Raw genomic sequence first — 23700 nt, forward strand, 5'->3', positions numbered from 1 at the left:
GATCAGCGCGAATCCTTGAGCACGGTGCCGAGCTGCTGCAGGTAGGCGACCAGGGCGGTGATCTCCCGCTCGCCGCGAACCTCCTCGCTGGCGTTGGCAATCTGCTCGTCGGTGTAGGGGACGCCCAGCGTCTGCATGACGCGCATCTCGTCATCGATACGCTCGCCGCTCAGCGTGTTCTCGAACAGCCACGGGTAGGCCGGCATGATCGACTCCGGCACCACGTCACGCGGGTTGTAGAGGTGGGCACGGTGCCAGTCATCGCTGTAGCGGCCGCCGACGCGGGCCAGGTCCGGCCCGGTGCGCTTGGAGCCCCACAGGAAGTTGTGCTCGTAGACCTGTTCGCCCGCGACGCTGTAAGGGCCGTAGCGCTCGGTCTCGGCGCGGAAGGGGCGCACCATCTGCGAGTGGCAGCCGACGCAGCCCTCGCGGCGATAGACGCCGCGGCCCGCGAGCTCCAGGGGGGAGAGAGGCTCGAGGCCCTCGACCGGCTCGGTGGTCTGCTTCTGGAAGAACAGCGGCACGATCTCCGCCAGGCCCCCGAAACTGATCACTACCAGGATCAGCACGGCGAGCAGACCGACGTTCTTTTCGACTATCTCGTGTCTCATTGGTGTCTCGTTCCCTGGTTGGCTCAGGCGGTCTGCGGAATCGGCTGACGGGCGCTTTCACCGCGCCGCACGGTCATGTACACGTTGAAGGCCATGATCAGCATGCCGGCCACCCAGCACAGGCCACCGATCAGTCGCACGATGTAGCCCGGGCCGCTGGCTTCCACCGACTCGACAAAGGTGTACATCAGGGTGCCGTCGGGGTTCACGGCGCGCCACATCAGGCCCTGCAGGATGCCGTTGACCCACATGGCGGCGATGTAGAGCACGGTGCCGATGGTCGCCAGCCAGAAGTGCACGGCGATCAGGTTCACCGAGTGCATCTCGGTGCGGCCGAACAGGCGCGGGATCAGGTGGTACATGGAGCCGATGGTGATCATCGCCACCCAGCCCAGGGCGCCGGCGTGAACGTGACCGATGGTCCAGTCGGTGTAGTGGGAGAGCGCGTTGACGGTCTTCACCGCCATCATCGGGCCCTCGAAGGTGGACATGCCGTAGAAGGAGAGGGCCACCACCAGGAAACGCAGGGTCGGGTCGGTGCGCAGCTTATGCCAGGCGCCGGAGAGGGTCATCATGCCGTTGATCATGCCGCCCCAGGAGGGTGCCAGCAGGATGATCGACAGCACCATGCCGAGCGACTGGGTCCAGTTGGGCAGCGCGGTGTAGTGCAGGTGGTGCGGGCCGGCCCACATGTACACCATGATCAGCGCCCAGAAGTGGACGATGGAGAGACGATAGGAGTAGACCGGACGCTCGGCCTGCTTGGGCACGAAGTAGTACATCATCCCCAGGAAGCCCGCGGTCAGGAAGAAGCCCACCGCGTTGTGGCCGTACCACCACTGGGTCATCGCGTCGATGGCGCCCGCGTAGAGCGAGACCGAATAGGTCGAGGTCACCGGGATCGAGGCGCTGTTGACGATGTGCAGCACGGCCACGGTGATGATGAAGGCCGCGAAGAACCAGTTCGCCACGTAGATGTGGGAGGTCTTGCGCAGCTTGATGGTCCCCAGGAAGACGATGGCATAGCTGATCCAGACCACGGCCAGCAGGATGTCGATCGGCCACTCGAGCTCGGCGTACTCCTTGGTGCTGGTGAGGCCCAGCGGCAGGGTGACCACCGCGGAGAGGATCACCGCCTGCCAGCCCCAGAAGGTGAAGGCCGCCAGCTTGTCCGAGAACAGTCGTACCTGGCAGGTTCGCTGCACGACGTAGTAGGAGGTGGCAAACAGCGCCGAGCCGCCGAAGGCGAAGATCACGGCGTTGGTGTGCAGGGGGCGCAGTCGGCCGAAGCTCGTCCACGGCAGTCCCAGGTTCAGTTCCGGCCATACCAGCTGTGAGGCGAGGATGACACCGAGGGCCATGCCCACGATGCCCCACACCACCGTCATGATCGCGAACTGCCGAACTACCTTGTAGTTGTAGGTCGGGTGTTCAAATGCTGTGCTCATGTCAGGTTCCCATCGAACGCGGTTTGGGGGTGTCCCGCGGCATTCTGCCTCGGGGTGACCTCCGCAGGATGATGCAGGTCTATAACCAAGGGTGATTCTAGCGCAGGCGTCCGGCAAGCTGAACACGCCAATGTGTTGATTTATGAACTCAAGGAGGCCTAAATTGTCGGACCGTTTTTGTCGGGATTTACCGTCGATCGACCGGTCAACCCTGTCCCGACGACTGCTCGATGGCGAGCAGGGATGCTGGAATATCGCCGGGCTCGGCCCGCTGGACGTGCGCGGCGAAGGCCGTGCGGGGCGACTGCTTATCGCTCACGGAGCCGGCGCGGGCCAGGATTCAACCTTTATGCAACGGTTGCGCGAATCCCTCGCCACTGCCGGGGTCCAGACCCTGGCCTTCGAGTTCGATTACCTGCAGACGATGCGCCGTGAAGGGCGCCGTCGCCCTCCGCCAAAGGTAGATCGCCTGGTCGATGAACTGTCCCTGTGGTGCGACAGCGTGTCGCACCGCGACCTTCCGCCACCCTGGCTGGGGGGCAAGTCCATGGGCGGTCGCGTGGCCAGCATGCTGGCGGCGCAAGCCCCCCACCGAGCGTCCGCCCGGGGCCTGGTGCTGTGCGGCTACCCCTTTCATCCCCCCGGCAAGCCGGAGCGACTCCGCCTCGCCCACTGGCCGTCGCTCGCCTGTCCGACCCTGGTGGTGCAGGGCAGTCGCGATCCCTTCGGCACCCGCGAGCAGGTCGCCGGCTATGCGCTGCCCGAGGTGGCCCAGCTGCACTGGCTCGAGGATGGCGATCACGACTGGAAACCCAGGCGCGCCTCGGGTCGCGATCAGGCGTCGCTGATCACCGAGGCGTCCGATACGATCGCCGCCTTCATGGGCGAACATTCCTGAAAGCCGCGCGGCGCGGGCGATGTAGCCAAGTGGATGAAAGGGCGGCGATTCTTCTTCACCACAAGGTGCACGATGGCAGCGCAAAAAGCGTTGACATTGATCGGGTCCCCTGTAGAATGCAGCGCCACGTGACCGGGGGTGGTTAGCTCAGCTGGGAGAGCACCAGCCTTACAAGCTGGGGGTCACAGGTTCGAACCCTGTACCACCCACCATTGCCGCGGCAATGACCCGATCATGTAGTAGAAGATAGCAGCGGACCGGTAGTTCAGTTGGTTAGAATGCCGGCCTGTCACGCCGGAGGTCGCGGGTTCGAGTCCCGTCCGGTCCGCCAATATCTTCTTTGTCGCAAGTCGTCTTGCGGACCGGTAGTTCAGTTGGTTAGAATGCCGGCCTGTCACGCCGGAGGTCGCGGGTTCGAGTCCCGTCCGGTCCGCCACGATGGCATGAGACAGCAGTAGTAAAAGTTGCAGTAACGCGTGGGTGATTAGCTCAGTTGGTTAGAGCACCAGCCTCACATGCTGGGGGTCACTGGTTCGAGTCCGGTATCACCCACCACGCGGACCGGTAGTTCAGTTGGTTAGAATGCCGGCCTGTCACGCCGGAGGTCGCGGGTTCGAGTCCCGTCCGGTCCGCCACTGCACACGAATTCTTCAGCCCCGAGATCCTTGTGATCTCGGGGCTGTTTCGTTTTCGGGACTCCCTTTCGGTTTTCCTTTCTCGTCGTTTCCCCTGTTTTTTGCCTGTTCTCGCGGTGAGTCTTTGCGTCCGGCGGCGCGATTATCATACAGTTGTTTGAAATCGTCGCCGTTTCGACCATGAGGATCCTGCCGTGAGTGCTTACCCCCAGCTGTTCCGCCCCCTGCGGGTCGGCCACCTGACGCTCCCCAATCGGGTGCTGATGGGCTCGATGCACACCAACCTCGAGGAGGCCCCCGGGGGCTTCGAGCGGCTGGCGGCCTTCTACGCCGAGCGGGCCCGCGAGGGGGTGGGGCTGATCGTCACCGGCGGCATCGCACCGCTCGCCGAGGGCGCCGTCTTTCAGGGCGCAGCGACCCTCGAGCGGCCGGATCAGCTGGCGGATCACCGCCGAGTGGTCGAGGGCGTGCACGAGGCCGGCGGGCGCATCTGCCTGCAGATCCTGCATGCCGGCCGCTACGCCTATACCCCGGAGCTGGTGGCGCCGTCGCCGATCCAGTCGCCGATCACTCCCTTCATGCCCCGTGAGCTCACGAGCGACGAGGTCGAGGCGCGCATCGAGGCCTACGTGCGCTGCGCGATGCTGGCCCGGCAGGCCGGCTATGACGGGGTCGAGGTGATGGGCTCCGAGGGCTATCTCATCAACCAGTTCATCTGTCCGCGTACCAATCAGCGCGATGATGCCTGGGGCGGCAACCTCGAGAATCGCCTGCGCTTTCCCGTCGAGATCGTGCGGCGCATCCGCGAGGCGGTGGGCGAGGACTTCCTGCTGATCTTTCGCCTGTCGATGATCGATCTGGTGGAGGAGGGCAGCAGCCGCGAGGAGGTGCTGGCCCTCGGCCGCGCCATCGAGGCCGCCGGCGCCGACCTGATCAATACCGGCATCGGTTGGCACGAGGCGCGGGTGCCGACCATCGTCACCAGCGTGCCGCGCGCCGCCTTCACCGAGGTGACGAGGCGCATGCGCGAAGAACTCAGCGTACCGCTGATCACCACCAACCGCATCAACATGCCCGAGGTGGCCGAGCGGGTGCTGGCCGAGGGGCATGCCGACATGGTCTCCATGGCGCGCCCCTTCCTGGCCGACCCGGCCTGGGTGAGCAAGGCCGCCGCCGGGCGCGACGACGAGATCAATACCTGCATCGCCTGCAATCAGGCCTGCCTGGACCAGGTCTTCCTGGGTCGGCTCACCTCCTGCCTGGTGAATCCCCGCGCCTGCCATGAGACCGAACTGATCGTCACGCCGACCGAACGCCCGAGGCGCGTCGCCGTGGTGGGCGGCGGCCCGGCGGGGCTCGCCGCGGCCGTGACCGCCGCCGAGCGGGGTCATGCGGTGACCCTCTTCGAGCGCGCCGGCGAACTGGGCGGCCAGTTCAACCATGCGCGGCGCATCCCCGGCAAGGAGGAGTTCGACGAGACCCTGCGCTACTACCGGACGATGCTCGACAAGCATGGCGTCGAGGTGCGGCTGGGCGTCGAGGCGGGCGTGGAGGACCTGCGCGCCTTCGACGCGGTGGTGCTCGCCACCGGCGTGCGCCCTCGCCGGCTCGCGCTGCCGGGCATCGATCACGCCATGGTGATGAGCTACCCCCAGGCCATCACCCATCCCGAGCGGGTCGGCGCGCGGGTCGCGATCATCGGCGCCGGGGGCATCGGCTTCGACGTGGCGGAGCTGCTGACCCATGCCGGTCCCCTCTCCCTGGATGTCGCGACCTGGTGCGACGAATGGGGCGTCGACCTGGCCATGGCCGAGCGCGGCGGGCTCAAGGCGCCGCGCCCGCCCTCGACCCCGCGGCGGGTCTTCCTGCTGCAGCGCCGGGCCTCGCGGCCCGGCAAGGGGCTCGGCAAGACCACCGGCTGGGTGCATCGTGCCTCGCTGGCCCATCGCGGGGTCGAGATGATCGCCGACTGCGAGTACCTCGGCATCGATGATGAGGGTCTGGCGCTGCGCGTCGCGGGCGAGCCGCGTCGGCTCGAGGTCGATACGGTGGTGGTGTGTGCCGGTCAGGAGCCGGTGCGGGAACTGCTCCAGCCGCTGCGCGCCGCTGGGGTGGCCGTGCACGTGATCGGCGGGGCCGACGAGGCCGCCGAGCTCGACGCCCGGCGAGCCATCGCCCAGGGCACTCGCCTGGCCGCGGGACTCTGAGGCGACGCGCGGCGTCTGCGATGGCGGGCCTCTGGCCGTACTTCCCGCCGTAATTCTCGTCGGCGCGCCCGTGATCGGGTCTGACGCCCGCCCCCGATCGGCGTCGCCGTGCCGATTCCTGCCCCCTGGCCGCCGCTGTCTCCGGCGGCCAGCGTCGTTGCAGCGTTTAATCTATCGACGATCTTCATGAACCGACGGACGCTCTTGGGCTCTCAGGGATGAGGGCTCGGGAGCGTTGATTGGTGGGCTAAACCGTTATCCGCTGATGCTGACTACGCTGATGAGACCCCCACCCGGCTTTTTATCACCACGTCGTCGTGGCCGGGGAATCGGGCTTTAAGGAGGCATCGATGAGCATCTTCGACCATGTGCAGAACCGCTTCTCTCGCGTCCAGCAGGAAGAGATGAGCCTGCAGGAGTATCTGGAACTCTGTCGCCGAGAACCGGTGGCCTACGCCACTGCCGCCGAGCGGATGCTGGAGGCCATCGGCGCGCCGGAGGTGATCGACACCGCCAAGGATTCGCGGCTGTCGCGCATCTTCTCCAACAAGGTGATCCGCCGCTACCCGGCCTTCGCCGAGTTCTACGGCATGGAGGAGGCCATCGAGCAGATCGTCGCCTACTTCCGCCACGCCTCCCAGGGGCTCGAGGAGCGCAAGCAGATCCTCTATCTGCTGGGGCCGGTGGGCGGTGGCAAGTCGTCGCTGGCCGAGCGCCTCAAGCTGCTGATGGAGAAGGTGCCCTTCTATGCCATCAAGGATTCCCCGGTCTATGAATCGCCGCTGGGGCTGTTCTCCCCCGAGGAGGACGGCGAGCTGCTGGAGAAGGAGTACGGCATTCCCCAGCGCTACCTGAGGAGCGTGATGTCGCCCTGGGCCGCCAAGCGACTCAAGGAGAACGGCGGCGATATCTCGCAGTTCCGGGTGGTGCGCCTCTACCCCTCGCGGCTCAACCAGATCGCCATCTCCAAGACCGAGCCCGGCGACGAGAACAACCAGGACATCTCCTCGCTGGTCGGCAAGGTGGATATCCGCCAGCTCGAGCTCTATTCCCAGGACGACCCGGACGCCTACAGCTTCTCCGGCGGCCTGTGCCGCGCCAACCAGGGGCTGATGGAGTTCGTCGAGATGTTCAAGGCGCCGATCAAGGTGCTGCATCCGCTGCTGACGGCGACCCAGGAGGGCAACTACAACCCCACCGAGGGCATGGGCGCGATCCCCTTCGACGGGGTGGTGCTGGCCCACTCCAACGAGAGCGAGTGGCAGACCTTCCGCAACAACCGCAACAACGAGGCCTTCCTCGACCGGGTCTACATGGTCAAGGTGCCCTACTGCCTGCGGGTCACCGAAGAGATCAATATCTACAAGAAGCTGCTCGAGCACTCGTCGCTCAATGAGGCGCCCTGCGCCCCGGATACCCTGCGCATGCTGGCCCAGTTCACGGTGCTCTCGCGGCTCAAGGAGCCCGAGAACTCGAGCATCTACTCCAAGATGCGGGTCTATGACGGCGAGAACCTCAAGGACACCGATCCCAAGGCCAAGTCGATCCAGGAGTATCGCGACAGCGCCGGCGTCGACGAGGGCATGGAGGGGCTGTCGACACGCTTCGCCTTCAAGATCCTCTCCAAGGTGTTCAACTTCGACAATCACGAGGTGGCGGCCAACCCGGTGCACCTGCTCTACGTGCTCGAACAGCGCCTGGAGCAGGAACAGCTGCCCCGGGAGACCTTCGAGCGCTACCTGCGCTTCATCAAGGAGTTCCTGGCCCCGCGCTATGTCGACTTCATCGGCAAGGAGATCCAGACCGCCTACCTCGAGTCCTACTCCGAGTATGGCCAGAACATCTTCGATCGCTACGTCACCTATGCCGACTTCTGGATCCAGGACCAGGAGTACCGCGATCCCGAGACCGGCGAATTCCTCGATCGTCAGGCCTTGAACGAGGAGCTGGAGAAGATCGAGAAGCCGGCCGGCATCTCCAACCCCAAGGACTTCCGTCACGAGGTGGTCAACTTCGTGCTGCGGGCCCGGGCCCAGAACAACGGCATGAACCCCAGCTGGCAGTCCTACGAGAAGCTCAGGGGGGTGATCGAGCACAAGATGTTCGCCAACACCGAGGAGCTCCTGCCGGTGATCTCCTTCAATGCCAAGGCCTCGACCTCGGACCAGAAGAAGCACGAGGATTTCGTGGCGCGGATGGTCGACCGTGGCTACACCGAGAAGCAGGTACGACTGCTCTCCGAGTGGTACCTGCGGGTGCGCAAGTCGCAGTAGGCGAGGAGGTCGCCATGACCTATTTCATCGATCGACGAGCCAATGCCAAGCACAAGAGCGCGGTGAACCGCCAGCGCTTCCTCGACCGCTACCGCACCCATATCAAGCGGTCGGTCGAGGAGGCGGTGAATCGCCGCTCGATCACCGACATGGAGCGGGGCGAGAAGGTCTCGATCCCGGCGCGGGACATCTCCGAGCCGGTCTTCCAGCACGGCCCGGGGGGCAAGCGCGCCATCGTCGCCCCCGGCAACAAGGAGTTCGTCGAGGGGGATCGGCTGCGTCGCCCCGGCGGCGGAGGCGGCGGCGACGGCGCGGGGGAGGGCGGCGCCTCCAACCAGGGCGAGGGGGTGGACGAGTTTGCCTTCACCCTGTCGCGAGAGGAGTTCCTCGACTTCGTCTTCGACGGCCTTGAGCTGCCCCACCTGGAGCGCAAGAACCTGGTGGACCTCGACGAGGTACGCCAGGTGAGGGCGGGGGTCACCCGGGACGGCACGCCGGCGCGCATCAACATCGTGCGCTCCATGCGCGAGGCCCAGGCGCGGCGCATCGCCATGCGCGCGCCGATTCGCCGGGCCCTGCGCGAGGCCACGGAGGCGCTGGCCGAGGAGGAGCGCAAGGATCCGGTGCTGCGCAATCCGGCTCGCATCAGTGAGCTCAAGGAGGAGATCGAGCGGCTGGAGAAGCGCCTCGAGGCGGTGCCCTTCATCGACACCTACGACCTGCGCTACAACAACCTGATCGATCAGCCACAGCCGTCGAGCAAGGCGGTGATGTTCTGCGTGATGGACGTCTCCGGCTCGATGACCCAGGCCCACAAGGACATCGCCAAGCGCTTCTTCCTGCTGCTCTACCTCTTCCTGGAGCGCAACTACGAGAAGGTCGAGCTGGTCTTCGTGCGCCATCACACCGCGGCCAAGGAGGTCGACGAGGAGGAGTTCTTCTACTCCCGGGAGACCGGCGGCACCATCGTCTCAAGCGCCCTGACCCTGGTCGACGAGATCATCGAGGCGCGCTATCCCGCCGGGCAGTGGAACCTCTATGTGGCGCAGGCCTCGGATGGGGACAACTGGGACGACGACTCCGTCGCCTGTCGCAAGCTGCTGGTCGAGCGCCTGATGCCGCGGCTGCAGTACTTCACCTACGTGGAGATCACGCCGCATGCCCACCAGGCGCTGTGGGAGGAGTATGAGCGCGTCGAGGCCGAGTACGACGCCCGCTTCGCCATGCGCCAGATCGTCGAGGCCGGCGACATCTATCCGGTCTTCCGTGAGCTGTTCAAGCGCCGAGTCGCCTTCTGAGGCGGCCTGAGGAGGCAGCATGACCCGACGTCAGCCCATCGCCACCGGCTCCGACTGGAACTTCGAGATCCTCGACGCCTTCGAGAACGAGATCGCTCGCCTGGCCGACGAGTATCGCCTGGACACCTACCCCAACCAGATCGAGGTCATCACCACCGAGCAGATGATGGATGCCTACGCCAGCGTGGGCATGCCGGTGGGCTACCACCACTGGTCCTTCGGCAAGCAGTTCCTGGCCGTGGAGCAGGCCTATCGCCGCGGCCAGATGGGGCTCGCCTACGAGCTGGTCATCAATTCCGATCCCTGCATCGCCTACTTGATGGAGGAGAACACCCTGATGATGCAGGTGCTGGTCATGGCGCACGCCTGCTATGGCCACAACTCCTTCTTCAAGGGCAACTACCTGTTTCGCACCTGGACGGATGCCCCCTCCATCGTCGATTACCTGGTGTTTGCCCGGAAGTACATCAGCGAGTGTGAGGAGCGCCACGGCGTGGAGGCGGTGGAGCAGTTGCTGGATGCCTGCCATGCCCTGCAGAACTACGGGGTCGATCGCTACAAGCGGCCCTCCCCGGTCTCCGCGGCGGAGGAGTCGCGCCGCCAGAAGGAGCGCGAGGAGCACCTCCAGGCCCAGGTCAACATGCTGTGGCGGACCATTCCCGGACAGCTGCGCGGCGATGCCCTGCCCGGCATGGTCGACGAGGAGGACCCGCTGGGCCTGCACGGGGGCGGACGCTATCCCCCGGAGCCCCAGGAGAACCTGCTCTACTTCATCGAGAAGAACGCGCCGCTGCTGGCCCCATGGCAGCGTGAAATCGTGCGCATCGTGCGCAAGCTGGCCCAGTACTTCTATCCCCAGCGCCAGACGCAGGTGATGAACGAGGGCTGGGCCTGCTTCTGGCACTACACCCTGATGAACCGGCTCTATGAGGAGGGGCTGGTGGACGAGGGGCTGATGCTGGAGTTCCTGCAGTCCCACACCTCGGTGGTCCAGCAGCCGGCCTTCGACAGCCCCTACTTCAGCGGCATCAACCCCTATGCCCTGGGCTTCGCCATCTTCACCGACCTCAAGCGCATCTGCGAGGCCCCGACCCAGGAGGATCGCGAGTGGTTCCCCGATACCGCCGGCAGCGACTGGCGCGAGACCCTGGAGTTCGCGATGCGCAACTTCAAGGACGAGTCCTTCATCCAGCAGTTCCTCTCGCCCAAGGTGATGCGCGACCTCAAGCTGTTCATGGTGCTCGACGATGATCAGGAGGAGATGCTGGAGGTGGCGGCGATCCACGACGAACGGGGCTATCGGCGCATCCGCGACTCCCTGGCCACTCAGTACGCCCTGGCGGTGCGCGAACCCAATATCCAGATCTACGCGGCGGATATCCGCGGCGACCGCTCGCTGACCCTGCGCCACGTTCAGGACGGTCGCCGGCCGCTGGCGCGCAGCGTCTATCCGGTCATTCGACACCTTCACCAGCTGTGGGGCTTCCCGGTGAGGCTGGAGTCGGTGGAAGACGACGAGGTGGTGCGCCGCTATCACTGGCCCCTGGCCGAAGAGGAGCGGCGCGAGTGACGTCGCTCGGGCGGCGGCGCTGGCACGAGCGGCGGCTCGGGAGCGAAGCGAATAGCCCTGGAAACATCGCCTGAAACGAACGGCCTTGTGAAAGGCTCTGAAACGAAAAGACCCGCGCCGTGGCGCGGGTCTTGTGTATCGGCATGGGACGTCGTTCAGGCCTGAGCCGTCCAGGACTGGCACCAGCCGCCGGGCTCGACGCTGTTCTGTGGGAACAGCTGGCAGCCCTGGCTATCCGCCTGATAGAACATGCAGTTCTCGCACACTTCGCCTTCCTCGTAGGCGGGGTGATCGCTGGCCTCGCTGGCGACCTTGACGTAGTTCAGGGCCTTGGCCTGTTCGGCGCTGGGGTCCAGGGCGGGCAGGTCCTGGGCGAAGGCGCTCTTCGACAGGATGCCGGCACCCAGGGGCAGGGCGGCGAGGCCCAGCAGGCTGTTACGCATGAAGTCACGACGATTGCGGTCGGCCATGGTCTCTCCTTGTCATCACGGTAGGGACGAATCGTGGCGGGGCATGCTTGGTGCCCGCGCTTCTTATCGCTCTGATGTCGAGCGTTGGCTGTTCTGTGTCTTGCTTCCCGAGTCTTGCGGGTCGGGCCTTGCGTGTCGCGCCACCCCTGTTCCGACAGGCGTTTGCCGGCGGAGTTCGTCCGCTCCATGGTAGTCAACTGAATGAGGCATCGCGAATCGCGCGGGGCCAGTGCGGCAATCCGCCGCGCGGCCGACGCAGGTCGGTGGTCGGCCCTGCGTCGGTGCAGCGCCCGCGCCGGCGCTGCTATACTCGCGCCAGCTGCGGTGGCCCTCGGCCGACCGGAACATGATGCGCGCGACAGCGCCTTGAGCAGGGAGAAGTGCGATGCAGAATGCCGTGATTCTGATCAATGCCGACAAGGGCCAGGTCAAGGCCGTGGCCGAGCGGCTGGCCGAGGTCGAGGGGATCAGCGAGGTCTACTCCACCTGCGGTCGCTACGACCTGGTGGCCATCGCGCGGACCTGCGACTTCGAGAGCCTGGCGGAGCTGGTCACCGGGCGGCTCAATGCCGTCGAGGGCATCCGCGACACCGAGACCCTCAATGCCATGCAGGTGCACTCCCGCCACGACCTGGAGACCATGTTCTCGCTGGGCTGGTGATGAGCAGGCGGCCCGCAGGGCCCCAGGGCGCGGTGTGAACGAACAGGGACGGGGCAGACATGGCAGCAAGACGGGGGCGCGCTGGTCAGCGCTGGCGGCATCGGGTGCGTCGCTTGGGGATCACGGCCCTGTTCCTGGCGGTCGCCACGGGACTCTGGCACCTCCAGGAGCGTGAGCTTCGTGACGAGCTGAGCTGGCAGGGCGTCACCACCTGGCAGGATCTGACGCCGCTGACCTTCCATCGCGTGCTGCGCAACGACGGCTTCCTGGTGGGCTGGTCCGACGTGCGCGTCAACCCGCTGTGGGTCAGCTACCTGCTGCGACGGGTCGAGGATCCCTCTGCCGGGCCGCGCCCCGGCTTTCGCCGCGACTGGCGAGCGCTCTGGCCAATCTCGCCGGAGAGCTACTTCGGCAGCGGCTACGATCGCGGCCATCTCGCGCCCAACTACGCCATCGCCGCGGTGCACGGCGGCGGCGCCCAGCGTGATACCTTCCTGATGAGCAACATGTCGCCCCAGCGACCGGCGCTGAACCGGCAGCTATGGCAGCGGCTGGAGGAGGTGGTGATGGATCACTTCGTGCCGCGCTTCTCTACCCTGCAGGTCATCACCGGGCCGATCTTCCCCGCGCGCTTCCAGGACAACGTGCTCAATCGCGTCGGGCTGGTGGAGGTGCCCCAGGCCTTCTACAAGATCCTGGTGGTGCCGGGGGCGACGCCCCGGGCGCTGGCCTTCATCATGCCCCAGCGGGTCTCGGGCGACGAGCCGCTGGACGATTTCCTGGTGAGCATCGACGAGGTGGAGGCGCGCACCGGACTGGACTTCCTGCCGCGGCTCACGCCGGCGTCGGCCGAGGCCCTGGAGGGGCGGATCGACACCGCCGGCTGGGGCCTCGAGGCGGTGGCCAGGCTGCCCGGGCGCTTCGACTAGTCTCCCCCTGGGCGTCCGCCCAAGGGCTCCAAACGGCGTCGCGCGATGGCGAGATGTCGCTTCTTGCGCTAAATCTGAAGCGGGTCCTTCTCGCGAGAGGGAGCTGGTGAGAGGTGCCGTGGCGGTCGAGGCTCGCCACGGTGAACCGTTTCAGTCCGCCACGCCATGTCTCGGCCCGCCACTCGAGGGTCGCATCATCGGGAAGCTGCGTGACATCTCGCAGGAGCGCACATGCCATGAGGCATCATCTTTTCCGGTCGGCCATCTGGGTGGGCGTCGCCCTGTCCGCCGGCACGGTCGTTGCACAGGACGCGTCGTCCCCGTCGCCGGCCATCGCCGATACCCTCTACAGCGGCGGCCCGATTCTGACGATCGACGATGCGCAGCCGACGGCGGAGGCGGTGGCGGTCAAGGACGGGCGCATCCTGGCCGTGGGCGAGCTGTCGGCGCTGGAGTCCTATCGTGGCAGTGAGACGACGCTGTTCGATCTGCAGGGGCGTACGCTGCTGCCGGGCTTCGTCGACAGCCATGGCCATGTCGTGATGGGCGGGCTGCAGGCCCTGTCGGCCAACCTGCTGGCCCCGCCCGACGGCGAGGTGAACGACATCGAAAGCCTGCAGTCGACCCTGAGGAGCTGGGCCGACGCGCATGCCGAGGCCCTCGATGACGCGCAGATGATCATCGGCTTCGGCTACGATAACGCCCAGCTGGCGGAGCTGCGTCATCCCACCCGCGAGGACCTCGACGCCGTGTCGACCGAGTATCCTGTCTTCATCGTCCATCAGTCCGGTCATCTCGGGGTCGCCAACTCCAGGGCGCTGGAGCTGGTCGGCATCGACGCCTCGAGCGAAAACCCGGCGGGCGGGGTCATCCGGCGCAGCCCCGACGGGGAGCCCAATGGAGTGCTCGAGGAGTATGCCTTCTTCACCGCGCTCCTGCCCCTGCTGTCGACGCTCGGGCCCGAAGGGCTCGAGGCTTTCGCCGTGGCGGGCAGCGAGCTCTGGGCGAGCTACGGCTACACCACCGCGCAGGATGGCCGCTCCTCCGGCTCGGTCGTGGAGGCCCTGAAGGCGATTGACGCCGACGGCAAGCTCCCGATCGATGTCGTCGCCTACCCCGATGTGTTGGAGGCCAAGGACTACATCGAGGCGAATGTCTCGAAGGCGTACACCGGGCGTGTCCGCGTCGGCGGCAGCAAGCTCACCATCGACGGCTCGCCGCAGGGCTTTACCGCGCTTCGCGACCGGCCTTACTTCGACCCGGTGGGCGACTACCCGCCCGGCTATGCAGGATATGCCGCCGTCACGATGGCACAGGTTCAGGAGGCGGTGAACTGGTGCTATGCCAATGGCATCCAGGTCATCACCCACGCCAACGGCGAGGGCGCCTCCGACATGCTGATCGCGGCGCTGGAGACCGCTCAGGCCGAGTATGGCGACCCGGGCAATCGCCCCGTGCTGATCCATGGCCAGTTCCTGCGCGAGGAGCAGGTGGATAGCTACCGGGATCTTGGCGTCTTCATGTCCCTGTTCCCGATGCACACCTTCTACTGGGGCGACTGGCACCGCGACCATACGGTCGGCCCCGTCAATGGCGACAACATCTCTCCCACCGGCTGGGTGCGGGAGCGAGGCATGATGTTCGGCTCCCACCACGACGCGCCGGTCGCCTTCCCGGACAGCATGCGGATCCTCGATGCCACGGTCACCCGACGCACGCGCTCCGGCGACATCCTGGGGCCGGACCAGCGGGTGGACGTGAAGACGGCGCTCAAGGCCATGACGATCTGGCCCGCCTGGCAGCACTTCGAGGAGCACGACAAGGGCTCCATCGAACCGGGCAAGCTGGCGGATTTCGTGATTCTTTCCGACGATCCGACGGCGGTCGATCCCGAGAGTCTGAACGAGCTTGGCGTGCTGGCGACCATCAAGGAGGATCGGGTGATCTACGCCGCCGAGAAGGCGCAGGCGCTCACTGCGCGTCAGTCGCCCTTTGTGGCGAGCCCGCAGGTCGCAGAGCGATTCCTGCATGCGATGCACGAGGGGCTGAACGCGCAGTAATGAGCGCGCAGGCGCGCACCGGCCCGGACCTCCTGCCGAGGCTCATGTCGGCGTCGGCCGGGGCAGGAGAAGGCCGGGGCCGCTAAATGACGGTCGATACCGCCGGCTGGGGCCTCGCGGCGTTGGCCAGGCTGCCCCGGCGCTTCTGAGCGGTCGACGTTCCCGGCGGCGGTCATCCAGGGAAAGGGCGTCGGCGTAGCACCGGACGGGGTGGCACAGCAAAGACAGGTACAAGAAAGGCAGGCACAAAAAAACCGCGATCCAGTGTCGCGGTTTCCTTTTAAGGCATCGATGTAAGGCTCGTCTGCATGACGCGAGTAGTGGTGCCCAGGAGAGGACTTGAACCTCCACATCCGTAAGGATACTAGCACCTGAAGCTAGCGCGTCTACCAATTCCGCCACCTGGGCGCATCATGCTGTCGTCGTGTTCGGGTGCATCGCAGTGAGCGATGGTGCCCAGGAGAGGACTTGAACCTCCACATCCGTAAGGATACTAGCACCTGAAGCTAGCGCGTCTACCAATTCCGCCACCTGGGCGAACACGAATGACTCGAGCTGACAAAGAGCGTGGGAGCGAACTCCCGGATATCCGGTCGATGATCGACAGGGTATCGATGGTGCCCAGAAGAGGACTTGAACCTCCACGTCCGTAAGGACACTAGCACCTGAAGCTAGCGCGTCTACCAATTCCGCCATCTGGGCAGGCGAGGCGTATGGTACCGGATTCGTTCGGCGATGCAAGCGGGTGGGCGATGAAAAAGCCAGTTTTTTTGTTGCCGGCCGGGCGTTCGTGGCGCCGCCATGGTTGGGTGATGGGGGCGCCAGCGCTATACTGCGCGCATGACAAATTACCCGAAACGCCAGATGCCACGCGCCGGACACCGTCCCGGCGCTCTTTTGATCACGCTGCTCCCGATGCCGCCAAGGATGCCCTCCGCATGACCCACTGGACGCTCAGCGACGATCCGCACGCGAAACGCGAAGCTCACAAGTACGACAAGCCTGCGCCCAGCCGAGAATACCTGTTGGCGCGCCTCGAAGAGGCCGGCAAGCCGATGACCCACGAGGCGATGAGCCAGCAGCTGGGTCTCGAGGACGAGGACCTCCAGGAGGCGGTGCGGCGTCGCCTGGCGGCGATGGAGCGCGATGGCCAGGTGCTGCGCAACCGGCGCAACGCCTATGCGCTGATCGACAAGCTCGACCTGATCAAGGGCAAGGTGCTGGGGCATCGTGACGGCTTCGGCTTCCTGCTGCGCGACGACGGCAAGAAACCGGATCTGGTCATGCCGCCCCGCCAGATGCGTCGCGTCTTCCACGGCGACCACGTGCTGGTGCGCGTCAGCGGCCGCGATCGCCGCGGGCGCGACGAGGCCACCATCGTCGAGGTGCTGGCGCGCAACACCCAGGACATCGTCGGCGTCTACCGGGCCAACACGCCGGAATTCGGGGTGCTGATCCCCGAGAACTCGCGCATCACCCAGGAGATCATCATCCCCCATAGTGCCTGCGGTGGCGCTCAGGATGGCCAGGTGATCTCCGCGAAGATCACTCAGCAGCCCGACACCCGGGTGCAGCCGGTGGGCGAGGTGATCGAGGTGCTCGGCGAGCGCATGGATCCCGGCATGGAGATCGACATCGCCATCCGCAGCTACGAGATTCCCGCCGAGTTCCCGCCCGAGGTCCACGACCAGATCGCCGACATGTCGGCCGAGGTCGCCGAGGCGGACAAGGGGAACCGCATCGACCTGCGTCACGTGCCGCTGGTGACCATCGATGACGAGACCGCCAAGGACTTCGACGACGCCGTCTGCGCCTGGAAGACCAAGTCGGGCAGCTGGAAGCTGCTGGTGGCCATCGCCGACGTCTCCCACTACGTGCGTCCGGGCAGCGCCCTGGATCAGGAGGCCATCACCCGCGGCAACTCGGTCTACTTCCCGGGGCAGGTGGTGCCGATGCTGCCGGAGCTGCTCTCCAACGGGCTCTGCTCGCTGAATCCGGCCGTCGATCGCCTGGCGCTGGTCTGCGAGATGAACATCTCCCAGAGCGGGGCGATCAGCCGCTACCGCTTCTACGAGGCGGTCTTCCAGTCCCACGCGCGCCTGACCTACAACAAGGTCGCCTCCATCCTCGACGACGAGGGTGAGCAGGGCGATGCCCTGCGCGAGGAGTACAGCGAGCTGGTGCCGTCACTGAAGAACCTGCACTCGCTCTACCGGCTGCTGCGCGAGGCCCGCGTGGAGCGCGGGGCCATCGACTTCGAGACCACCGAGACGGCGATCGTCTTCAACGACGAGCGCAAGATCGAGAAGATCGTGCCGCGCAGCCGCAACGACGCCCACAAGATCATCGAGGAGTGCATGCTGGCGGCCAACGTCGCCACGGCACGCTTCCTCGACAAGCATGACCTGCCGGCGCTCTATCGCATCCACGAGAAGCCCTCGCCGGAGCGGCTCGACAAGCTGCGCCTGTTCCTCAATGAGCTGGGCCTGTCGCTGCCGGGCGGCGACGACCCAAGCCCGCAGGACTATCGCGACCTGGCCGAGGCCATCAAGGGCCGCGACGACGCCGACGTGATCCAGACCGTGATGCTGCGCTCGATGAGCCGGGCCGTCTATTCGCCGCAGAACGACGGCCACTTCGGCCTGGCCTATCCGGCCTATGCGCACTTCACCTCGCCGATCCGCCGCTATCCGGACCTGCTGGTCCACCGCGCCATCCGCTCGGTGATCCGCGGGCCGCGCCAGACCAATACCGTGCTGCGCGCCGAGGGTGCCGCGGTCGAGCCGCCGAGCAAGTGGTCGCCCTACACCTTCGAGCAGATGCTCGAGCTCGGCGAGCACTGCTCGATGACCGAGCGCCGCGCCGACGACGCCACCCGCGACGTCGAAGACTGGCTCAAGTGCGAGTTCATGTCCGACAAGCTCGGCGAGGTCTACGACGGCAGCATCGCCTCGGTGACCCAGTTCGGCATCTTCGTGCGCCTCGACGAGGTGTACGTCGAGGGGCTGGTGCACGTCACCTCGCTGCCCTCCGACTACTACCACTATGAGCCCGAGAAGCACCGCCTCAAGGGCGAGCGCAGCGGGATGAGTTATCGCCTCGGCGACGGCGTCTCGGTGCAGGTGGCCCGCGTCGACCTGGACGATCGCAAGATCGACTTCGAGCTGGCCGACGAGAAGCCGCGTCCCAAGCGTCAGCCGCGCAAGCCGCGTGGCAGCGGCGGCGCCGATAAGGGCGGCGATGACAAGGCGGGCAAGGGCGGCAAGCGTCGCCGTGGCCCGCGGCGGTCGAAGGGCCGCGGCTGATGGCGGCAGGGCACAGGAAGCCACGCGCGTCGCGCGGGGCCCCGCGCCGGGCGCCGTCGACGCCCGGCGGGCTCGAGGCCGTGTTCGGCGTGCACGCGGTGCGGGCGCTGCTCGATCGCGGCGAGACGCCCCGCGAGGTCTGGGTGCAGGAGGGCAGCGCCGGCGCTCGCCTGGCCGAGCTGGTCGAAGCCGCGCGCCAGGGCGGCGCGCGCCTGCAGTCGCGTCCCCGTGACGAGCTCGACCAGCTCGCCCAGGGCGCCTCCCATCAGGGCATCATCGCCTTTGCCACGCCGCTCGCCTTCGAGGGCGAGGCGTCGCTGTGGCTCAGGCTCGAGGGCTGGCCCCACGCGGCGCCGCCGCTGCTGCTGGTGCTCGACGGCGTCACCGACGTGCACAACTTCGGCGCCTGCCTGCGCAGCGCCGATGCCGCCGGGGTCCACGGCGTCATCGTGCCCAAGGACAAGGCGGCGCCGCTCAACGCGGCGGTGCGCAAGGTCGCCTGCGGGGCCGCCGAGAGCATGCCGGTCTACCAGGTCACCAACCTGGCGCGGACGCTGGCCAAGATGAAGGACCTGGGGGTATGGATCACCGGCACCGCCGGCGAGGCCGAGGCGAGCCTCTATGAGGCCGACTTCACCGGCCCCGCGGCCCTGGTGATGGGCGCCGAGGGCAAGGGCATGAGACGGCTGACCCGCGAGGCCTGCGACACCCTGGTCAAGCTGCCCATGGCCGGTAGCGTCTCCAGCCTCAACGTCTCGGTGGCCACCGGCATCTGCTTGTTCGAGGCGGTGCGCCAGCGCCAGGGCGCGGTCAAGCGCGGCTGAATCGCCCGCGCCTTGCCAGTCGCTGCACTTATCACTAGAATACCTGCGCCCGCTCGTCCTGCGAGCGGGCATTCCTGTCTTTTGACAATCACTCCTTGCTTCCCCTGAGCGACCCGAGGTCGTCACTGTGGAAGCTGCCAAACCGCAAGGAGATCCCATGCGTCACTACGAGATCGTCTTCATGGTCCACCCGGACCAGAGCGAGCAGGTCCCGGCCATGGTCGAGCGCTACACCGGCCTCGTCACCGAGAACGGCGGCACCGTGCATCGCCTCGAAGATTGGGGCCGTCGCCACCTGGCCTACCCGATCAACAAGATCCACAAGGCTCACTACGTGCTGATGAACGTCGAGTGCAGCGGCGAGACCCTCGACGAGATCGAGAACATCTTCCGCTTCAACGATGCCATCATCCGCAGCCTGGTGGTTCGCGCCAAGGAAGCCGTCACCGAGGCCTCTCCGATGATGAAGCCGGTGGAAGAGAAGCGTGTCCGTCGCGACGAGAAGCCGCGCAGCACCGAATCCGCCTGAGCACACCCATCGCACCTCTGAAGGAGTCTTCCCATGGCACGCTTTTTCCGTCGCCGTAAGTTCTGCCGCTTTACCGCTGAAGGCGTGAAGCAGATCGACTACAAGGATCTGGACACGCTCAAGGCCTACATCACCGAGACCGGCAAGATCGTTCCCAGCCGCATCACCGGGACCAAGGCCCGTTACCAGCGCCAGCTGTCCACCGCCATCAAGCGGGCACGCTACCTGGCGCTGCTGCCCTACACCGACAGCCACCAGTAAGCACTGCGCGTGATGTTGCCCGTCGCCCGCTGGATGATGCGCGGCACGCCCTATGCGGCCCTGGGGGCCGCCGCGGGCACCGCCATTCCCTGGCTGTTCTGGCTCGGGGCCGCCGTGGTGGCCCTGGTCACGCTGCGCCAGGGCATGGCCGCCTCGCTGCCGGTGATCCTCGCCGCGGCGGTACCCGCCGGCCTGTGGTGGACCCAGGGAGACGTCATCCCGCTCGCCAGCGTGCTGCTGGTGACGCTGATGGCGGTGGTGCTGCGCGCCCGACTGAGCTGGAGTGAGGCGATCATCGCCGGCACCCTGGCCGGGGCGGGCATGATCCAGCTGGGCATCTTCCTGCCGCCGGGCGGGGCCGCCTTCGTGCTGGAGCAGCTGCGCCAGGGATCGCCGGATATCGCGGCGATGCTCGGCGAGCTCTCTCGCCAGGGCATGGACACCGAGCATCTGGCCGGCCTGATGATCAGCGGCGTGACCGCGCTGATCGTGCTGCTCGCCGCCGTGGCCTGCCTGGCCCTGGCGCGCGGCTGGCAGGCCGGGCTCTACAACCCGGGCGGGTTTCGCGAGGAGTTCCACGCGCTGCGCCTGCTGCCCCGCGAGCTCGCCATGCTGGTGATGCTCGGGGTGCTTGGCGGCGTGCTGGGGCTTCCGGCCCTGGGCATGCTGGCCTGGGTGCCGCTGCTGGTGGCCGGCATCGCGCTGGTGCATGGTTTTATCGGATTGAAGGGAATGAACGGGCTGTGGCTGGTCGCCTTCTATGTGCTGCTGATCACCACCTGGCCCATGATTCTCATTGTGCTGCTCATGGCCTTCATCGACACGTTCGCGGATTTCCGTGGACGACTGGCCCGCAGCCACTGACAAGAGGTTTACGAGAATGGACGTCATTCTGCTCGACAAGATTGGCAAGCTGGGCGGTCTGGGTGACCAGGTCACCGTCAAGCCCGGTTACGGCCGCAACTACCTGGTGCCCTATGGCCTGGCCGTGCCGGCCACCAAGGACAACATCGAGGCCTTCCAGGCGCAGCGTGCCGAGCTCGAGGCCGAGGCCGCCGAGCGCAAGGCCGTCGCCGAGGCGCGTGCCGAACAGCTCAACGACATCGAGCTCTCTCTGGTCTCCAAGGCCGGCGACGAGGGCAAGCTGTTCGGTTCCATCGGTCCGCGTGATCTGGCCGAGGCCATCTCCAGCGCCGGGCTCGAGGTTGCCAAGAGCGAAGTGCGCATGCCGCAGGGTCCGATCCGCCAGACCGGCGAGTACGACATCGACCTGCACCTGCACGCCGAAGTCGACGCCACCGTGCGTGTGGTGGTGGTGGCCGAGTAAGGCCATGGCCAGCGGCACGCGCCCCGGGGCGTGCCGTGACCCAGGGGGGCGAGGAGCGAATCCTCGCCCCTTTTTTTCGCTCCTTGTTCGGGGGCTGACGCATCGCACGGGTCGCCCCCGAGCATGGGGTCGCCGCCGCCCATCGGGTAGAATGTGTTGGCCCCTGTCCCCCCTGAAGGTCCGCGTACCATGAACGAACCCCTCGCCCTCGATCAGGAAACCGCCGCCCTCAAGGTGCCGCCCCACTCCGTGGAGGCCGAGCAGTCGGTGCTTGGCGGCCTGATGCTCGACAACCAGGCGTGGGACAACGTGGCCGACCGCCTGGTGGCGGACGACTTCCATCGCTACGAGCATCGGCTGGTCTTCAACGTCATGGCGAGCCTGGCCGAGTCGGGACGGCCGCTGGACGTGGTGACCCTCTCCGAGGCCCTGGAGGGGCGCGACCAGCTGGATACCGTGGGGGGCCTGGCCTACCTCGCCGAGCTGGCGCGCAATACGCCCTCGGCCAGCAACATCCGCGCCTACGCCGATATCGTTCGCGAGCGCGCCACCCTGCGTAAGCTGATCCGCGCGGCTAGCCAGATCGCCGACGGCGCCTTCAGCCCCCAGGGACGCCCCGCCGACGAGCTGGTCGACGAGGCCGAGCGGCTGGTCTTCCAGATCAGTGAGGAGCGGCCCAAGTCGGGCGGCCCGATCGGCATGAGCGAGCTGTTGACCAAGGCGGTCGACCGCATCGACGAGCTGTTCAACATGCAGGGCGAGATGACCGGGCTCTCGACCGGCTTTCGCGACCTCGACGAGATGACCTCGGGCCTGCAGCCCTCGGATCTGGTGATCATTGCCGGGCGTCCCTCCATGGGCAAGACCACCTTCGCCATGAACCTGGTCGAGCACGCGGTGATCTCCAGCGACAAGCCGGTGATGGTGTTCTCCATGGAGATGCCCGCGGATTCGCTGATGCTGCGCATGCTCTCCTCGCTGGGGCGCATCGACCAGACCCGGGTGCGCACCGGCCAGCTGGAGGACGAGGACTGGCCGCGACTCACCTCGGCGGTGAACCTGCTCAAGGACAAGCAGCTGTTCATCGACGACACCGCGGCGCTCTCGCCCAGCGAGATGCGCTCACGCATCCGCCGCGTGGTGCGTGAGCAGGGCAACCTGGGGCTGATCATGATCGACTATCTGCAGCTGATGCAGATCCCGGGCTTCTCGGAGAACCGTACCGGCGAGATCTCGGAGATCTCCCGCTCGCTCAAGGGGCTGGCCAAGGAGTTCGGCTGCCCGGTGGTGGCGCTCTCCCAGCTTAACCGCTCCCTGGAGCAGCGTCCCAACAAGCGGCCGGTGATGTCGGACCTGCGCGAGTCCGGCGCCATCGAGCAGGACGCCGATATCATCGGTTTCGTCTATCGCGACGAGGTCTACAATCCGGATAACCCCGACAATCAGGGGCTGGCCGAGGTGATCATCGGCAAGCAGCGTAACGGCCCCATCGGCACGGTGCACATGGCCTTCATCGGCAAGTACACTCGCTTCGAGGACCTGGCACCGGACAGCTATCGCGAGGCCTTCGGCGAGTGACGGCGTCCTTGAGTCCCGTCGGCGGCCCCGTATAATGCCGTTCCCTTGAATCACACAGGAAGGAGACACCATGGCAGGCGGATTTCGACGCGGCAATCGCCAGCGGATCCCGAAACTCGAGGGGCGCGGCGAGCTCCAGTCGATGGAGCGTGAAGGTCCCTTCAAGGAGTGGCTGGGGATGCCCGACCTCTATCGCTACCACCTGCAGGTGGACGGTGAGGCCTACAGCTATCAGACCGAGGATTCCGAGCTGCCGGTGAAGGTCGGTGACAAGGTGGTGTTCCGCTACAAGGAGACCAAGGCCGGCAAGTGGGTCGATCGCAACTCCCTGGGCAAGGCCATCGATCCCTCCGAATATCAGTAGCGCCGGAACCTCGGCCGGGGGACCAGGGTCACTGGGAGGTAACATCGGCGACACGCGATCGTCATCGGGGCGCTTCAGGCTGTCCCGAGCGTGCACTCCGACATCACCGACCGGACATCAGGAGGATGGCCCCATGGATTTCCAGGCATTGAAGGACTTCGTGGCCCACCACGACAATTTCGAGATTCGCGTGATCGGCCACGCCGGCAGCCGTTTCTACCAGGTCGAGCTCGAGGACGTGGAGGGCGGCCGCCACATGCTGACCCGCGCCGGCAAGCCGATCCTGTTTCGCTCGCTGGAGGACGTCTACAACGAGCTTCGGCGGGCGGGCATCCACCGTGCCTACCTGGTGCAGCAGGTGCCCCACGACGAGGTCATCGGGCGCGAGACGCACTACCAGGACCCGCTGACCTCGCGCATGCCGCTGGTCTTCTGAACCAGCGATTGCGAGT

General features: G+C 66.4%; 20 protein-coding genes and 8 tRNA genes. 22 read left to right on the top strand and 6 right to left on the bottom strand.

Annotation, left to right across the window (positions count from 1 at the left end):
* Positions 1 to 2: 2 nt before the first annotated feature.
* Positions 3 to 611: a cytochrome-c oxidase, cbb3-type subunit II gene (ccoO, locus tag ABE957_RS08160; protein WP_089847433.1), complete on the bottom strand. Its 609-nt coding sequence runs from the start codon at positions 609 to 611 to the stop codon at positions 3 to 5.
* 23 nt (positions 612 to 634) lie between these two features.
* On the bottom strand, positions 635 to 2059 hold the full coding sequence (ccoN, locus tag ABE957_RS08165; RefSeq protein WP_349758180.1) for a cytochrome-c oxidase, cbb3-type subunit I: 1425 nt from the start codon (positions 2057 to 2059) through the stop codon (positions 635 to 637).
* Between the two features lie 277 nt (positions 2060 to 2336).
* On the opposite strand from ccoN, the gene ABE957_RS08170 reads away from it, so the two are divergent.
* The 10 genes from ABE957_RS08170 (at position 2337) to ABE957_RS08215 (ending at position 10940) form a co-directional block, all read left to right on the top strand.
* Positions 2337 to 2957: an alpha/beta family hydrolase gene (locus ABE957_RS08170; protein WP_349758376.1), complete on the top strand. Its 621-nt coding sequence runs from the start codon at positions 2337 to 2339 to the stop codon at positions 2955 to 2957.
* 136 nt (positions 2958 to 3093) lie between these two features.
* Positions 3094 to 3169, top strand: a tRNA-Val gene (locus ABE957_RS08175).
* 42 nt (positions 3170 to 3211) lie between these two features.
* Positions 3212 to 3288: transfer RNA gene (locus ABE957_RS08180), tRNA-Asp, on the top strand.
* A 28-nt stretch (positions 3289 to 3316) separates the two neighbouring features.
* A tRNA-Asp gene (locus tag ABE957_RS08185) sits at positions 3317 to 3393 on the top strand.
* 42 nt (positions 3394 to 3435) lie between these two features.
* A tRNA-Val gene (locus tag ABE957_RS08190) sits at positions 3436 to 3512 on the top strand.
* Positions 3513 to 3515: 3 nt separating this feature from the next.
* Positions 3516 to 3592: transfer RNA gene (locus ABE957_RS08195), tRNA-Asp, on the top strand.
* A gap of 194 nt (positions 3593 to 3786) precedes the next feature.
* Complete coding sequence (locus tag ABE957_RS08200) at positions 3787 to 5799, top strand: oxidoreductase (protein WP_349758181.1); 2013 nt, start codon at positions 3787 to 3789, stop codon at positions 5797 to 5799.
* Between the two features lie 350 nt (positions 5800 to 6149).
* On the top strand, positions 6150 to 8072 hold the full coding sequence (locus ABE957_RS08205; RefSeq protein WP_349758182.1) for a PrkA family serine protein kinase: 1923 nt from the start codon (positions 6150 to 6152) through the stop codon (positions 8070 to 8072).
* A gap of 14 nt (positions 8073 to 8086) precedes the next feature.
* Positions 8087 to 9370 (top strand): YeaH/YhbH family protein, encoded by a 1284-nt coding sequence (locus ABE957_RS08210; RefSeq protein ID WP_349758183.1) that lies wholly within the window; start codon positions 8087 to 8089, stop codon positions 9368 to 9370.
* Positions 9371 to 9389: 19 nt separating this feature from the next.
* A complete protein-coding gene (locus tag ABE957_RS08215) occupies positions 9390 to 10940 on the top strand; it encodes a SpoVR family protein (RefSeq protein WP_349758184.1) in 1551 nt (516 codons plus the stop codon).
* A 155-nt stretch (positions 10941 to 11095) separates the two neighbouring features.
* Here ABE957_RS08215 and ABE957_RS08220 read toward each other — a convergent pair whose 3' ends face one another.
* On the bottom strand, positions 11096 to 11410 hold the full coding sequence (locus ABE957_RS08220; RefSeq protein ID WP_349758185.1) for a high-potential iron-sulfur protein: 315 nt from the start codon (positions 11408 to 11410) through the stop codon (positions 11096 to 11098).
* 385 nt (positions 11411 to 11795) lie between these two features.
* On the opposite strand from ABE957_RS08220, the gene ABE957_RS08225 reads away from it, so the two are divergent.
* The 3 genes from ABE957_RS08225 (at position 11796) to ABE957_RS08235 (ending at position 15060) form a co-directional block, all read left to right on the top strand.
* Positions 11796 to 12071, top strand: coding sequence for an Lrp/AsnC family transcriptional regulator (locus ABE957_RS08225; RefSeq protein WP_349758186.1), 276 nt, complete (start codon positions 11796 to 11798; stop codon positions 12069 to 12071).
* 59 nt (positions 12072 to 12130) lie between these two features.
* On the top strand, positions 12131 to 13000 hold the full coding sequence (locus ABE957_RS08230) for a DNA/RNA non-specific endonuclease (protein WP_349758187.1): 870 nt from the start codon (positions 12131 to 12133) through the stop codon (positions 12998 to 13000).
* 269 nt (positions 13001 to 13269) lie between these two features.
* A complete protein-coding gene (locus ABE957_RS08235) occupies positions 13270 to 15060 on the top strand; it encodes an amidohydrolase (protein WP_349758188.1) in 1791 nt (596 codons plus the stop codon).
* 321 nt (positions 15061 to 15381) lie between these two features.
* Here ABE957_RS08235 and ABE957_RS08240 read toward each other — a convergent pair.
* From ABE957_RS08240 to ABE957_RS08250, 3 genes are all read right to left on the bottom strand, one after another.
* Positions 15382 to 15468: transfer RNA gene (locus tag ABE957_RS08240), tRNA-Leu, on the bottom strand.
* Positions 15469 to 15510: 42 nt separating this feature from the next.
* Positions 15511 to 15597, bottom strand: a tRNA-Leu gene (locus tag ABE957_RS08245).
* Positions 15598 to 15675: 78 nt separating this feature from the next.
* Positions 15676 to 15762: transfer RNA gene (locus ABE957_RS08250), tRNA-Leu, on the bottom strand.
* 236 nt (positions 15763 to 15998) lie between these two features.
* Between ABE957_RS08250 and rnr the strand changes: the two genes are divergently transcribed.
* The 9 genes from rnr to ABE957_RS08295 all read left to right on the top strand — a co-directional run bounded on the left by rnr (position 15999) and on the right by ABE957_RS08295 (position 23684).
* Positions 15999 to 18365, top strand: a complete 2367-nt coding sequence (gene rnr, locus ABE957_RS08255; RefSeq protein ID WP_349758189.1) for a ribonuclease R — start codon at positions 15999 to 16001, stop codon at positions 18363 to 18365.
* A complete protein-coding gene (rlmB, locus tag ABE957_RS08260; RefSeq protein WP_349758190.1) occupies positions 18365 to 19189 on the top strand; it encodes a 23S rRNA (guanosine(2251)-2'-O)-methyltransferase RlmB in 825 nt (274 codons plus the stop codon). Before rnr ends, rlmB begins: the two co-directional genes overlap by 1 nt.
* Before the next feature lie 157 nt (positions 19190 to 19346).
* Entirely contained in the window at positions 19347 to 19718 is a 372-nt protein-coding gene (gene rpsF / locus ABE957_RS08265) for a 30S ribosomal protein S6 (RefSeq protein WP_040185479.1), read from the top strand.
* Positions 19719 to 19751: 33 nt separating this feature from the next.
* Positions 19752 to 19979 (top strand): 30S ribosomal protein S18, encoded by a 228-nt coding sequence (gene rpsR / locus ABE957_RS08270; RefSeq protein ID WP_016853668.1) that lies wholly within the window; start codon positions 19752 to 19754, stop codon positions 19977 to 19979.
* 12 nt (positions 19980 to 19991) lie between these two features.
* Positions 19992 to 20843 carry a YybS family protein gene (locus ABE957_RS08275; protein ID WP_349758191.1) on the top strand — a complete coding sequence of 284 codons (852 nt, stop codon included), beginning with the start codon at positions 19992 to 19994 and terminating at the stop codon, positions 20841 to 20843.
* Between the two features lie 16 nt (positions 20844 to 20859).
* Positions 20860 to 21306: a 50S ribosomal protein L9 gene (gene rplI / locus ABE957_RS08280; protein WP_349758192.1), complete on the top strand. Its 447-nt coding sequence runs from the start codon at positions 20860 to 20862 to the stop codon at positions 21304 to 21306.
* Between the two features lie 189 nt (positions 21307 to 21495).
* The gene (dnaB, locus tag ABE957_RS08285) at positions 21496 to 22884 is read left to right on the top strand and encodes a replicative DNA helicase (RefSeq protein WP_349758193.1); all 1389 of its coding nucleotides are present in this window, start codon (positions 21496 to 21498) and stop codon (positions 22882 to 22884) included.
* 70 nt (positions 22885 to 22954) lie between these two features.
* Positions 22955 to 23248: a hypothetical protein gene (locus ABE957_RS08290; RefSeq protein WP_349758194.1), complete on the top strand. Its 294-nt coding sequence runs from the start codon at positions 22955 to 22957 to the stop codon at positions 23246 to 23248.
* A 133-nt stretch (positions 23249 to 23381) separates the two neighbouring features.
* Complete coding sequence (locus tag ABE957_RS08295; protein WP_349758195.1) at positions 23382 to 23684, top strand: DUF6482 family protein; 303 nt, start codon at positions 23382 to 23384, stop codon at positions 23682 to 23684.
* Positions 23685 to 23700 lie beyond the last annotated feature (16 nt).

Origin of the sequence: Halomonas pelophila (genome assembly GCF_040196315.1) — a bacterium.
GTDB classification, from domain to species: domain Bacteria; phylum Pseudomonadota; class Gammaproteobacteria; order Pseudomonadales; family Halomonadaceae; genus Halomonas; species Halomonas pelophila.